13 protein-coding genes, 1 tRNA gene and 1 pseudogene are annotated in these 12,534 nt (G+C 66.9%); 13 read left to right on the top strand and 2 right to left on the bottom strand.

The window, feature by feature from the left end; all coding sequences use genetic code 11:
• The 9 genes and pseudogenes from AC1DER_RS07875 to AC1DER_RS07835 form a co-directional block, all read left to right on the top strand.
• Nucleotides 1–438, top strand: a 438-nt coding sequence (locus tag AC1DER_RS07875) for a calcium-binding protein (protein WP_477357822.1), incomplete at its 5' end; no start/stop codon positions are given.
• A gap of 788 nt (nt 439–1,226) precedes the next feature.
• Nucleotides 1,227–1,407: pseudogene (locus tag AC1DER_RS07870) on the top strand (STAS domain-containing protein); the annotation flags it as partial.
• Between the two features lie 764 nt (nt 1,408–2,171).
• On the top strand, nt 2,172–3,419 hold the full coding sequence (locus tag AC1DER_RS07865) for a chloride channel protein (RefSeq protein ID WP_477248374.1): 1,248 nt from the start codon (nt 2,172–2,174) through the stop codon (nt 3,417–3,419).
• 77 nt (nt 3,420–3,496) lie between these two features.
• Nucleotides 3,497–4,513, top strand: a complete 1,017-nt coding sequence (dusA, locus tag AC1DER_RS07860) for a tRNA dihydrouridine(20/20a) synthase DusA (protein ID WP_477248363.1) — start codon at nt 3,497–3,499, stop codon at nt 4,511–4,513.
• A 3-nt stretch (nt 4,514–4,516) separates the two neighbouring features.
• Nucleotides 4,517–4,705: a hypothetical protein gene (locus tag AC1DER_RS07855; protein ID WP_477248365.1), complete on the top strand. Its 189-nt coding sequence runs from the start codon at nt 4,517–4,519 to the stop codon at nt 4,703–4,705.
• Between the two features lie 30 nt (nt 4,706–4,735).
• Nucleotides 4,736–5,428, top strand: a complete 693-nt coding sequence (locus tag AC1DER_RS07850) for an arginine deiminase-related protein (protein ID WP_477248376.1) — start codon at nt 4,736–4,738, stop codon at nt 5,426–5,428.
• Nucleotides 5,429–5,632: 204 nt separating this feature from the next.
• Nucleotides 5,633–6,001: a PepSY domain-containing protein gene (locus AC1DER_RS07845; protein ID WP_477248367.1), complete on the top strand. Its 369-nt coding sequence runs from the start codon at nt 5,633–5,635 to the stop codon at nt 5,999–6,001.
• A 66-nt stretch (nt 6,002–6,067) separates the two neighbouring features.
• A complete protein-coding gene (locus tag AC1DER_RS07840; protein WP_158733946.1) occupies nt 6,068–6,751 on the top strand; it encodes a response regulator transcription factor in 684 nt (227 codons plus the stop codon).
• A gap of 66 nt (nt 6,752–6,817) precedes the next feature.
• Nucleotides 6,818–8,218, top strand: coding sequence for an ATP-binding protein (locus AC1DER_RS07835; RefSeq protein ID WP_477248369.1), 1,401 nt, complete (start codon nt 6,818–6,820; stop codon nt 8,216–8,218).
• Nucleotides 8,219–8,227: 9 nt separating this feature from the next.
• Here the strand turns inward: AC1DER_RS07835 and AC1DER_RS07830 are convergent, their stop codons facing one another.
• Complete coding sequence (locus AC1DER_RS07830; protein ID WP_477248378.1) at nt 8,228–8,980, bottom strand: M90 family metallopeptidase; 753 nt, start codon at nt 8,978–8,980, stop codon at nt 8,228–8,230.
• 36 nt (nt 8,981–9,016) lie between these two features.
• A complete protein-coding gene (locus AC1DER_RS07825) occupies nt 9,017–9,283 on the bottom strand; it encodes a hypothetical protein (protein WP_441816904.1) in 267 nt (88 codons plus the stop codon).
• A gap of 575 nt (nt 9,284–9,858) precedes the next feature.
• On the opposite strand from AC1DER_RS07825, the gene birA reads away from it, so the two are divergent.
• From birA to AC1DER_RS07805, 4 genes are all read left to right on the top strand, one after another.
• The gene (birA, locus tag AC1DER_RS07820) at nt 9,859–10,869 is read left to right on the top strand and encodes a bifunctional biotin--[acetyl-CoA-carboxylase] ligase/biotin operon repressor BirA (protein ID WP_477248372.1); all 1,011 of its coding nucleotides are present in this window, start codon (nt 9,859–9,861) and stop codon (nt 10,867–10,869) included.
• Complete coding sequence (locus tag AC1DER_RS07815; protein WP_441816902.1) at nt 10,866–11,615, top strand: type III pantothenate kinase; 750 nt, start codon at nt 10,866–10,868, stop codon at nt 11,613–11,615. The genes birA and AC1DER_RS07815 overlap by 4 nt, the downstream gene beginning before the upstream one ends.
• Nucleotides 11,616–11,624: 9 nt before the next feature.
• Entirely contained in the window at nt 11,625–12,347 is a 723-nt protein-coding gene (locus AC1DER_RS07810; protein WP_477357819.1) for an SPOR domain-containing protein, read from the top strand.
• 58 nt (nt 12,348–12,405) lie between these two features.
• Nucleotides 12,406–12,481 (top strand) — tRNA-Thr (locus AC1DER_RS07805).
• Nucleotides 12,482–12,534: the final 53 nt, after the last annotated feature.

Genomic DNA, 12,534 nt, shown 5'->3' with positions numbered 1-12,534 from the left:
GGCGGTGCGTATTCGAACAACAACGTGTTCGAGGGCGGCACCGGTACGGACATGCTGCACGGCAGCTACAACAGCGACACCTACCGGTTCAACCTCGGCGACGGCCACGACACGATCGTGGAGACGGCCGCCTACGGCGGCTCGGTGGATGTGCTGGAGTTCGGCAGAGGAATTGACCTGTCCGGCCTGAGACGGTCACGTTCGGGGGATGATCTGATGCTGCACTTGGAGACCGACTCTCTGAATGTAGCAAACTGGTTTCGCAACGAATCGGCTCGAATCGAGAAGCTTCGATTTGACGACGGAAGCGAAATCCTGTCATCACAAGTGAATTCGTTGATTGCCGCATTGGCGATTAACGACCGCGCGGCCGTACCGGGAGCTGGGCTGCTCTTTTCCCCGACGGTATCAACTGCCCTGTTGGGTACTCCGCAGTAAGGGGAACGGCCGCGTTGCCCCTTCGGCACCGCGGCCGACGACGGAGCGACGTGCAGACGGGCCTGGCCGAATACTCCCGACTGGCATTTGAGGTCGCGCTCAGCCGCCCCGCCGTACAATGCCCGCAATGACCGTTTCTGCCGCCATCCCCCCGCCGCAGCTGCGCCTGTCCGTCGCCTGACCTGCCCCTGGAGCCCACAGAGAAGGCAGGCTATTTCGAAGAGAGCGACTTGGACTTCTCTCTTGTTCCGAATTCTGCCGAAAGACTGAGAGATAAGCTGCGAATGGATGTTGAGAGTGTCACTGCATCTGGATCTAAGGGACGGGATCATGCTCAAAGACGCCATGGATATGTTGGAATGAGCGCCATTCCGAGTTGGTTTACTACCTGGCGGGCTCTGGTTTGTATGCTGGCACTTGGATTGGCAGGATGTGGCAGAAACCACTACGCAGTGAGAATCATCAACACGACAGCGACGGCGATTCATGTGACCGGGGTGAGCGTCGATGGCGTTGTGGTGAGTTCGGAGGAACGAACTGTTTCCTCTAGCAAGCATGGGTATGTGCTAGCAGGGGCTTACACAAGCTTCTCCCGGAAGTCATTCGACAGTCTCGTCCTGCACGTGAAGAGAAGCGATGGCTCGATCGTCCGGTCGGTGTGCACGTTACGTGCAGAGGATCGGCGTATTCGGAAGTGTCTGCTCAATGTCGGCTACACCGGCGACGTGACTTCCGCATGCGCCTGCGACGATCTTGAGGAAACGTCCAGCTGAGGAATAAGCGCGGCAGACTTACGCGGCCCCCACTTCTGGGACGCCAGCGCCGTGGCAGCATTGGATCGGGTGGTGCTCAAGCTGCGCAGGCATGGAGCAGACGTCGAAGTCATTGGCTTGAATCAGGCCAGCGAAACGTTGGTGGAGAGGCTCGGAACCCACCGCGACGGAACCGCGCTTGTCTACCGGTCACTGACAGGCGCGCCTGCCTTGACCAGATGCCTTCCCTGCATCCGCATCTGGCCGAAAGCCTCGCAGGTCAATCGCGCGTAGCAGCAGCTTCCAGCCACGCTGCTTGCACGCGATCGGCGACTTCGCTCCATGCGAGACCTGTCGTGACTGCATAGAGCGCCCACAACGCTTCCGCTCGCGGTTGGACGGCTTGCCAGGGAGCAGAGCCGTGAACTTCGCGAATTCCTTGCCCGACCGATCTGATCAGGATGGCGTAGGAGCTGGAGCTCCCAAAACTGTCATCTATCACGTGCAGTCCCCGCACGATCACCTTATGCATCAATGCGTACGGTGTCGCGAAAGCTGGATTCACGCCGCTTTCGCTTGAAGAAAGCGGCGTGAATCCGTCCCCAAATATTGCGTTCCGGAGAGAATAGACCATAGATTTCAGGGGTGTGCAAATTTCGGCGCCCGTAGAATGTCGGAACGAGATAGCGATTTGAGCGCTGAAATCCGCTGTTTTTCGTCCCTCGCTGCACTCGCGGATGGCGGTTGCCTGGTGTATCGATCTCCCAAGTCTTGTCATTGACTGGCCTTTCGCTTGTCATTGAGCTGCATCGCACGAGTGCAACAGCTCAACCGACTAAACTAACGACGTAGCAGCACTGGCGCGTCTGCCTTTCCATGCGCAAATGCTTGCGGGTTTGTCACTGCCTGGGAGGAGGAGGTCGTGTGGGACGCATGAGAATCATGGGGCTTCACTTGAAGTCCGTGTTGGCCGGCGAAGCCATGAGGCGGCGTGCCGCGCTCTGGGGCGGCGCTGTCATCGTCGCCTTGATCGCCATCGCGTTCGCGAAGGCCAGCGATGCTGCATTTCTCCTGTTCCGGCAGGTCATCACGCACTCCATATGGTGGGCGGTACTGCTCACGCCAGGTGTGTTTGCCCTGCTGGCATGGCTGACATCCGGCGTGCTCCGTCCCACGCGAGGCAGCGGCATCCCACAGGTGATCGCAGCTCTGGACCAGGTGGATCCCGACTTTCGCAGGAAGAACCTGTCGCTGCGGGTCTCCATTGGAAAGCTCGGTTTGACTGTGCTGGCGCTGCTTGGCGGAGCATCCGTAGGACGTGAAGGGCCGACGGTGCACGTTGGAGCAAGCCTGATGCACATGATCGGACGGATGACGGGATTTCGAGATCCGCGCGAACTCTCGCATTTTCTGCTCGCGGGCGGCGCGGCGGGTATTGCCGCAGCGTTCAATGCACCCTTGGCCGGTGTGGTGTTCGCCATTGAGGAACTGATTGGACAGTTCGAGCACCGTTTTTCCGGCACGCTGCTGACGGCGGTCATCGTCGGTGGCGTCGTCTCGCTGGGACTGTTGGGCAACTACACATACTTCGGAACAGTTTCCGTGCCGTTGCCTTTTGGCGAGGCGTGGTTGGCGATTGCATTGTGCGGCATCGTAGGAGGCCTGCTGGGCGGCGTATTCAGTCGGATTGTTCTGTTGACGATGTCTGGTCGCCCCCTGTGGCTCGGAAGGCTCCGGCAGAATCATCCGGTCGTCCTGGCCGCGTTGTGTGGACTCGGGCTGGTCGGACTTGCAGCACTGTTCGGCGACGGCGTGTTTGGAACCGGCTACGAACAGGCGCGGGGACTGCTGCAGGGGCAATCGGCAGTCGGTCATGAGTTCGGCCTGGTGAAGCTGTGCGCGAACCTCGTTTCATACGTGGCGGGGATCCCCGGCGGTCTATTCTCACCGGCGTTGTCGGTCGGAGCGGGATTGGGCCATAACCTTGCCGTGCTGATGCCGGGCGTCGATCCTCGCGCATTCGTGCTGCTCGCGATGTGCGCTTATCTGACTGGCGTCACACAGGCGCCCCTCACGTCGGCCGTGATCTCGTTGGAGTTGACCGATACGAGCAATCTTCTGCTGCCCATCCTGGCCACGGTTCTGCTGGCGCGCGGGGTTGCCTCGCTCGTGTGCAGAAAGCCGCTCTACCGGGGGTTGGCGGAGCAACTGCTGCGGTCGCGCAACTGACAGACCTGTCGGCGGGTGATTGCCGCTCGCCGAAAACGACGGGCGACGCGCTCCCCGGTCGCAGGTAAAATGCGCCCATGCGTACCATCGATCAACGCCAGCTGCGCCTCTCCGTCGCCCCGATGATGGACTGGACCGACAGCCACTGCCGGGTGTTCCACCGCCTGCTGGCACCGCATGCCCGCCTGTACACCGAGATGGTCCACGCCAATGCGGTGATCCATGGCGACCGGCCGCGGCTGCTGACGATGGACCCGATCGAGCATCCGGTGGCGCTGCAGCTCGGCGGCAGCGAGCCGGAACTGCTGGCGCAGGCGGCGCGCATCGGCGCGGAGTGGGGCTTCGACGAGGTCAACCTCAATTGCGGCTGCCCGTCCGATCGCGTCCAGGCCGGTCGCTTCGGCGCCTGCCTCATGCGCGAACCGCAACTGGTCGCTGACAGCGTCGCGGCCATGGTCGCCCACTGCGACGTGCCGGTGACCGTGAAGTGCAGGCTTGGCGTCGACGACGACCACGACTGGGGCCGCTTCCTTGCCTTCATCGATACCGTCGCCGCCGCCGGCTGTCGCATGTTCGTGATCCACGCGCGCAATGCCTGGCTCAAGGGCCTGTCGCCGAAGGAAAACCGCGAAGTGCCGCCGCTGCGCTACGACTGGGCCTACCAGCTCAAGCGTGAGCGGCCGCAGCTGCAGATCGTGGTCAACGGCGGCATCGCCGGCGAAGCCGAGGCCACCTCGCACCTGCAACACACCGATGGCGCGATGCTCGGCCGTGCCGCGTACCACGACCCGTACCTGCTGCACCGGCTCGATGTCGCCTGGTTCGGTGGCGAGGTGCGCAGCCGCGGCGACCTGCTGCGCTCGATGCGTCCGTATATCGAGGAGCAGCTCGCGCGCGGCGTGTATCTCAAGCACATCAGCCGGCACCTGCTCGGGTTGTTCGCCGGCGAACGTGGCGGTCGCGCGTTCCGGCAGGTATTGAGCGAGGGTGCGCACAAGCCGGGAGCCGACTGGTCGCTGATCGAGCAGGCGCTGGCGTTGACCGAATCGTTCGCCGGTGAACCTGCAGAGCAGGCACAGCGAGAGCAGGCATAGCGCATGGTCACCCGCGACATCGCCGCTTTCATCGCAACCGCCCGTGCCACGCCCGCCGACTTCGGCCCGGCGACGGCGCGCGCCGCGTTCCTCGTTGCCCCCGACGGTTTCCGCCTGGCCGAGCAGTCCGCCGCCGACAACCGCTACATGGCGCAGGCCGCCGGCTTCGATGCCGCCAGTGCCAGCGCCTAGCACCGCGAACTCCACCGCGCGTTGTCGCAGGTGCTGCCGACGGTGTGCTTCGCCGGCGATCCGGAAACGCCTGACGCGCTGTTCCCCAACAACGTCTTCGCCACCGCCGCAGGCCGCTACGTCGTCGGCCGGATGCGCCACCCGGTGCGCCAGCGCGAGGCCGGGCGCGAAGACATCCGCGCCTTCTTCGGCGGCGTGCTCGACTACGCCGAGATCGACCTGTCGACCCAGCCCCATCCGTGCGAGCTCACCGGCGCGCTGGTCATCGATCGCGCCCGCGGCCTCGGGTTCTGCGGGTTGTCCGAACGCTGCGACGAAGCCGGCGCGCGATTGATGCACGAAGCCCTCGGCCTGCGCGCAACGTTGCTGTTCGACCTGGCCGCGGGCGAGTACCACACCAATGTCGTGCTCGCGATCCTGGCCGGGCGCGCGGCGCTGCTGTGCGCCGGCGGCTTCGCCGATCCGGCGGTGGTCGATGCCATCGCCGGCCTGTATGCCCCGCATGCGCTGCGGCTGTCGCAGGCCGAGCATGCCGCGTTTGCCGGCAATGCGATCGCGCTGTCCGACGACGCGGTATGGATGAGCGCCCGTGCCGCCGCGGTCCTCACGCACGCCCATCGCGAGGCTTTGGCCGCGGCGGGTTTGGGCGTGCGCAGCGTGGGGCTCGAGGCCATCGAGGCCGGCGGCGGCTCCCTGCGCTGCTGCGTCGGCGAGATCTTCTGAGGGCGGCTCTGAGCAAGCCGCCGTAAGGCATGGCAACGGTGCTGGGTCTGAATCCCGGCCATGGTCAAACGGAAAAGTTCAGACCGGATTCACCGCATTGTTCCGAGAATGCGCTCTAGTCGCACGATCGTGCGATATTGCGCCGTTGTTGGAATCGCCCGCCCACTTGATGTTGCCCCGCCCCTTGCTCCGAGCATGATGACGTTGATCCGACGCCCCTTCGCCCTGTTGCTGCTTGCCACCCTGGTGGTCGGGGGCGGCGACGCGTTGGCGCAGGATCGCGGACAGGGTGGTGGCCAGGGACACGACCGCGGTGGCCAGGATCGCGGTGGCCAGGACCGCGGCCACGACCGGAACACCGATCGCCGCGAACTGTCCGACTCGGTGCGCCGGGTCGAGCGCCGGACCGGTGGCCAGGTGCTCAGCGCCGAGCGGGTGCCGTACGATGGGCGCGATGTGAATCGCGTCAAGGTGGTCGATTCCAGCGGTCGGGTCCGGATCTACATGGACGACCCGCAGACACGCGAGCGTGGTCGCGACCGTGAAGAACCTACACGCCGCGACGACGACTGACCCGCCACGCTCTGGGCAACCCGCCCGGGAAGCGGCCGAGACAGAACGATAGACATTGGAGTCCACATGCGAATTCTGCTGGTCGAAGACGAAGCTCCGCTGCGCGAAACCCTGGCAGCACGCCTGAAGCGTGAAGGCTTCGCGGTCGATGCCGCCCAGGATGGCGAAGAGGGCCTCTACATGGGCCGCGAGGTACCGTTCGACCTGGGCATCATCGATCTCGGCCTGCCGAAGATGTCGGGCATGGAGCTGATCAAGGCGCTGCGCGACGAAGGCAAGAAGTTCCCGGTGCTGATCCTGACGGCGCGTTCGAGCTGGCAGGACAAGGTCGAGGGCCTCAAGCAAGGCGCCGACGATTACCTGGTCAAGCCCTTCCACATCGAGGAACTGCTGGCCCGCCTCAACGCCCTCGTGCGTCGTGCCGCTGGCTGGAGCAAGCCGACCCTGGAGTGCGGCCCGGTCGTGCTCGACCTTGCCGCGCAGACCGTCAGCGTCGCCGGCAGCAACGTCGACCTGACCAGCTACGAATACAAGGTGCTCGAGTACCTGATGATGCACGCCGGCGAGCTGGTCTCGAAGGCCGACCTGACCGAGCACATCTACCAGCAGGACTTCGACCGCGACTCCAATGTCCTGGAAGTCTTCATCGGCCGCCTGCGCAAGAAGCTCGACCCCGACGGCGCGCTCAAGCCGATCGAGACCGTGCGCGGCCGCGGTTACCGCTTCGCCATCGCGCGCAGCGGCGACTGATCTTCTCGCGCTCGCATCCCTGGGCAGGGTTCTGATGACAGGGGCGCCCACGCCCGGTCCACAGCCATGAGCTGGGGCCAGCCGCGTTCGTTGCAGGCCCGGCAGCTGCTGGGCGCAAGCCTGGGCCTGATCGCCTTCCTGGCGCTGGCCGGCTACGCCCTCGACCGCGCCTTCCTGGAAACGGCCGAAAGCAACATGCGCCAGCGCCTGCGCAGCCTCGCGCTGGCCTACGTAGCCGGCGGCGAGTTCGCCCGCAACGGCGAGTTCATCCCACCCTACGAGACCGTCGATCCGCGCCTGGACCGGCCTGGCAGCGGCCTGTATGCCGAAGTGATCCTGCCCAACGGCCACTGGGACTCCGCCTCGGCGCAGGGCCCGTCACTGCCGGCCGGCAGGATGCTGCTGGCCAACCAGGAACACTTCGAAGGCCCGCTGCCGATCACCGAGATCAACGGCCAGCCCGGCGAGGCCTACCGCTATGGCCGCGGCCTGATCTGGAGCGCCGGTGGCGACGACGCCAAGTCCGAGTTCCCGTACACGATCTACATCCTCGAAGACACCACCGCGCTCAGTCGCCAGGTCAGCGTGTTCCGCCAGGCGTTGTGGCGTTATCTCGGTGGCGCCGGTTTCATCCTGATGTTGCTGCAGGCCGTGGTGCTGCGCTGGAGCCTGCGGCCGCTGCGGCGCGTGATCGACGAACTCAAGAAGGTGCAGCGCGGTGTCGCCTCGCGCATGAGCGGCCGCCACCCGCGCGAACTGGAACCGCTGACCGAAAGCATCAACGCCTTCATCGAAAGTGAGCGCGAGAACCTCGACCGCCAGCGCAACACGCTGGCCGACCTCGCGCACAGTCTGAAAACGCCGCTGGCGGTCCTGCGCGCGCGCGCCGGCGAGGACGTCCCGGCCGAAGAGCTGCGCGAGGAAGTCGACATCCAGGTGCGGCGCATGAGCGACCTGGTGTCGTACCAGCTCGCGCGCGCGGCACGATCGGGCCACATGCTGTTTGCCGCGCCGCTGGAAATCGAACCCTATGCCGACCAGATCGTGCGCAGCCTGGAAAAGATCTACGCCGCCAAGGGCGTGCTGTGCGAGTTCGATATCGAAGAAGGCGTGAAGTTCTACGGCGAGCCCGGCGACCTGCAGGAAGTGCTCGGCAACCTGATCGAGAACGCCTTCAAGTGGGCGCACACGCGCGTGCTGTTGACCGCCAAGCGCGGCGAGATCGCGCCCAACCGGCGCCCCGGCCTGCTGCTCGCCATCGACGATGACGGTCCGGGCGTGCCCGAGGACAAGATCGACCTGGTGCTGCAGCGTGGCGTCCGCGGCGACGAGCGCGTGCAGGGGCATGGCATCGGCCTGGCGACCGTGCTGGACGTGGTGCGCAGCTACCGCGGCACGCTCGATGTCAGCCGCTCGCAGGAACTGGGTGGCGCGCGTTTCGAAGTGGTGCTGCCGCCGGGACTGTGAGGTTCGTTGCTACGCCCGGATTGCCGCAAACGGCGACGGGCCGTAGAACCTGCGCAGATGCGCGGCCACTTCCGGCATCTGCTCTTCCAGCAGCTGCGGATCGCTGAAGTGATACTCGGTGGCGACGGCGAAGAATTCTTCCGGCGATTCGCTGGCGTAACCATCAATGGCGGTGTCCTCGCCGGCATCCACGCGTGCAGCCAGCGCGTCGTAGGCGGCCTGGAAGTCGCGCGCCCATTCGCGCTGCCACGGGCGCGGCAACGGCGGCGTGCCATCGAGCGCGCCATCGAGGGCATCGATCTTGTGCGCCATCTCGTGCGCCGCCACGCAGAACCCCGCTTGCGGATCCTCGCAGTCGGCGACGACGTCTGCCCACGAGAGAATCATCGGCCCGGATTCCCACGCTTCGCCGATCAGATCGTCCTGCCACTCATGCAGCACGCCGGCGGCATCGACGTGGCTGCGATTGACCCGGAACGCATCGGGATAAACGATCAGCTGCGACCAGCCGCGAAGGCCTTCGGCGCCGAACTCGATAAGCGGCAGGCAGCACAACGCGGCGAGCATGCAGCGCTGGACCGGGTCCAGTGCCAGCTCGCCAATGGGGCTGATGGTTTTCTCGTGGAGGAAGCGCGCGGCAAGTTCGCGCAGGCGCGCGTCGCGTTCGGACTCTAGTCCGCCGAGCCAGGGAACCCGCGCGCGCGTTTCCAGCCAGAGCGCGTCGGGTAGGGTGTCAGGAGCGCGCCAGAGGCGACGGATCAGGTTCAGCAAGGGCGACCGCTACGGTGGAGCGCAGCCTCAGCGGAACATGCCCGGCAGGAAGCTGTGCCAGCGCGGCGACTGCATGCGGCCAGCGCTGCTGGCGGTGTCGCTGTGCAGGGCCGGCTTGGCCTTGACGGTGCGGGCAGGAGCCGGGGTGGCGCGGGCTTCGGGACGTGCAGCCTCGCGCTCGAGCGCGATCGATTCCGGGCAGCTGCCGCTGTTGGCGGAGCTGAGCTTGATCTCGCGCGCAGCCGAAGTCGAACTGGCGACCACGATCAGCAGGCACAGGCAGATCCGGAACATGACGGATTCCTCGGACGGGCGTGAAGCCACGGGCTTCAGGCAATGCTGGAATATAGCGCGAAACGACTGGGTCGATCTGGCCGTTGGGCGGCCGGGGCCATGGTGCATTGCAGCAACTCTCCTTGTGCTCTCTAGAACGGGGTCCGACCCTTCCGCCGGGTCGGGCCCGGAGATGCTGCATGGGTATCTTCTCTTATCGATGCAGCCCCGGGGCCGATGGTTGCAACCGCTTGCCGCGCCGCGGCGTCGTTCTGCCGATTCGCCGGCGTCATCGTTGCCGGCTTCACCGGTGGGAAGGGGCGGGGGCGGCCAACTCCCCCCCGGCGCGGGCGCCCAGCCAGTACCCCTTCGACCACCGGCATCCCGACTTACGGCCCGCCCCGCCGGCATCGGCCAAGGGCCGGAGGGGATTGATTCAGCCGGGCCAGCCGGCGGGCGCCCTCACTGGCGGCCTCGCGCATAATTCCCGCCATGACGTTCGACGACTGCCCGCAGCCGCGGTTGCCCCATCCCCTTTCGCCTCACGCTTGCTCCTGGATGCCGGGCAGGTCGGGGCGCGGCCGCAGGTGGGGTTGATGGACGACCGCGCATTGCTGTTGCGGCTGATGGCCGGTCCGGCCTCGGGCGATGCCCTGGCGCAGGCCAGCGGCCAGACCCGGGCGGCGGTCTGGAAACGGATCGAGGCGCTGCGCGAGGCAGGTGTCGCGATCGAAGCCCAGGCCGGCCGTGGTTACCGGCTGGCTCAGCCGCTCGATCTGCTCGACGCCGAGGCGATCCGCAGCGCGCTTCCGGCGGCCGCCAATGCTGCGCTGGCCGGGCTGGAGACGGCCTGGACCATCGACTCGACCAACTCCGAGCTGCTGCGCCGGGCCACTCCAGAGCGCGGCGCGCTGGTGCTGCTGGCAGAGCGCCAGAGCGGGGGTCGCGGCCGCCGCGGCCGTGAGTGGGCCTCACCGTTGGCCGCGCATCTGTACCTGTCGCTGGCGCGGCAGTTCGGCGGCGGCCTCGCTCGCCTCGGCGGTCTCAGCCTGGTGGCCGGCATCGCCGCCGCCGAAGCCCTGCACGCCTGCGGCTTCGGCGCAGTACGACTGAAGTGGCCCAATGATCTGGTCGTGATCGACGCCGACGGCACGCTGCGCAAGCTCGGCGGGATCCTGGTCGAAGGCGGTGGCGAACATGCAGGCCCGGTGCGCGCGGTGATCGGACTGGGCATCAACGTGCGCATGCCCGAAGCCGCCGCCGCGCAGATCGACCAGGCGTGGTGCGACCTGGCCTCGCTCGCCATCGCGGCGTCGCCGCCGGATCGCAATGCCATCGCGGCGGCGGTGCTGGCGCAATTGCTGCCGGCGCTGGAAGAGTTCGATGCCGGCGGCCTGGCGGACTTCATTGCCCGGTATGCCGCACTCGATGCACTGGCCGGGCAGGGCGTGAGCATGCACGGCGCCACCGCCACCGAGCATGGCGTCGCCATGGGCCTGGCCGACGATGGTGCCTTGCGGGTGCGATTGGACAACGGCGAAGAACGGCATTTCCATGCCGGTGAAGTCAGCGTGCGCCGCGGCGCGGGACAAGGGGGCGGGGCATGAGTGCGTGGCTGTTCGATCTTGGCAATACACGGCTCAAGTGCGCGCCGCTGCGCGCCGACGGTCGCGCCGGCGCTGCCGTCGCGCTGCCGCACCGCGAGGACGACGTGGCGGCGGCATTGGCGCAACTGCTGCCCGAGCGCATCGACGTCGCCTACCTGGCCAGCGTTGCGCAGCCGACGCTGCGCGTGGCGGTGCTCGATGCCCTGGCCACGCGCTGCCGGCGCATCTCGCTGGCGCGCACGCAACTGCGTTTCGGCGCTGTGCAGATCGCCTACGCCGATCCGCGCAAACTGGGTGTCGACCGCTTCCTCGCGCTGCTGGCGGCGCATGCGCGCATTGCCGACGCAGCGCTGGTATGCGGCGTCGGCACCGCGCTGACCATCGACCTGATCGACGCCGATGGCCGCCACCTCGGCGGTCGCATCGCGCCATCGCCGACGCTGATGCGCGAAGTGCTGCACGAGCGCGCACCGCAGCTACCGGAAAGCGGTGGCGACTACGTCGACTTCGCCCGCGACACCGAGGACGCACTGGCTTCGGGTTGCGACGGCGCCGCGCTGGCCCTGATCGAGCGCAGCCTCGACGCAGCACGCCAGCGCCTGGGCCGGACCCCGCAGCTGATCCTCCATGGCGGTGGCGCGCAAGCCCTGGTCGCGCAACTGCCGAACGCGACACAGGTCGCAACGCTGGTGCTCGAAGGCCTGGCGCAGTGGGCCGGCGCCGAGATTGCCGTCGCCGCCCCTTAGAATCGACCCATGCTCATACGCGCCCTGGTCGTCCTGCTGATCGTGCTCAATCTCGGTGTCGCCGCCTGGTGGACGCTGCGCGCGCCGCCGTCGGCACCGGCTGCGATCGAGCAGCCGCTGGGCGTGGCGCGCCTGCAACTGGCCCGCGAGGCACGGCCGACGGCCAAGCCGGCCGCCGCGCCGACGCCGACGCCGGCCGCGGCACCGGTCACTACGGCTGCGCCCGTGCAACCGGCCAAGGACGTCGCGGCGGAGAAGGTCGCCATCGCCATGCCCGCGCAGTGCTACAGCTTCGGCCCGTTCGCCGATGCCGCCGCGGCAAAAAACGCGCATGAAGTCCTGCTGGCGGTTTCGACCCGGGTGGTCCCGCGCGAGACACGCACCGGCACCACGCGCGGTTGGCGCGTGCTGCTGCCGGCGGCGGCCAGCCTGGCCGAAGCGCAGGCGACGGCGCAGCGCATCTCGGCAGCCGGCTTCGGCGATTACTTCATCGTCCGCGAAGGCGCGGAAGCCAATTCGATCGCACTGGGTCGTTACCGCAGCGAGGACTCGGCCAGTCGCCGCGCCCAGTCGCTGGTGGCGGCCGGTTTCCCGGCGCGCGCCGAACCGCTCGGCGACGGCCGCGCCAGTTACTGGCTCGACCTGGTGCCGGGACCTTCGTTCGATACCGCGCGTGCACAGGCCGCGGTGCAGATCGTGCCGCGGCCGCTCGACTGCGCGCGGCTCAAGTAGCGGTCAGCGGCGGGCCGCAGGCGCGCTGACCATCGTGGCAGGCTAGAATGCGAGCCTTGCCGGCATAGCTCAGTTGGTAGAGCAACCGCCTTGTAAGCGGTAGGTCGTCAGTTCGATTCTGACTGCCGGCACCATCGAAGGCCCCGCATCGCCGGGGCTTTTTCATTTGCGCGCGGATGCCGAAGCT

Source organism: Lysobacter sp. 05T417, assembly GCF_056396405.1.
Note: the sequence above shows the minus strand (reverse complement) of the source record. Positions and strands in the feature narration are given on the sequence as shown.

Coding starts and splice junctions, on each gene's coding strand:
- AC1DER_RS07825 (WP_441816904.1), bottom strand. CDS start 9,283: ATGTTCCGGATCTGCCTGTGCCTGCTGATCGTGGTCGCCAGTTCGACT.
- AC1DER_RS07835 (WP_477248369.1), top strand. CDS start 6,818: ATGAGCTGGGGCCAGCCGCGTTCGTTGCAGGCCCGGCAGCTGCTGGGC.
- birA (WP_477248372.1), top strand. CDS start 9,859: ATGGACGACCGCGCATTGCTGTTGCGGCTGATGGCCGGTCCGGCCTCG.
- AC1DER_RS07810 (WP_477357819.1), top strand. CDS start 11,625: ATGCTCATACGCGCCCTGGTCGTCCTGCTGATCGTGCTCAATCTCGGT.
- AC1DER_RS07840 (WP_158733946.1), top strand. CDS start 6,068: ATGCGAATTCTGCTGGTCGAAGACGAAGCTCCGCTGCGCGAAACCCTG.
- dusA (WP_477248363.1), top strand. CDS start 3,497: ATGCGTACCATCGATCAACGCCAGCTGCGCCTCTCCGTCGCCCCGATG.
- AC1DER_RS07855 (WP_477248365.1), top strand. CDS start 4,517: ATGGTCACCCGCGACATCGCCGCTTTCATCGCAACCGCCCGTGCCACG.
- AC1DER_RS07815 (WP_441816902.1), top strand. CDS start 10,866: ATGAGTGCGTGGCTGTTCGATCTTGGCAATACACGGCTCAAGTGCGCG.
- AC1DER_RS07865 (WP_477248374.1), top strand. CDS start 2,172: ATGAGGCGGCGTGCCGCGCTCTGGGGCGGCGCTGTCATCGTCGCCTTG.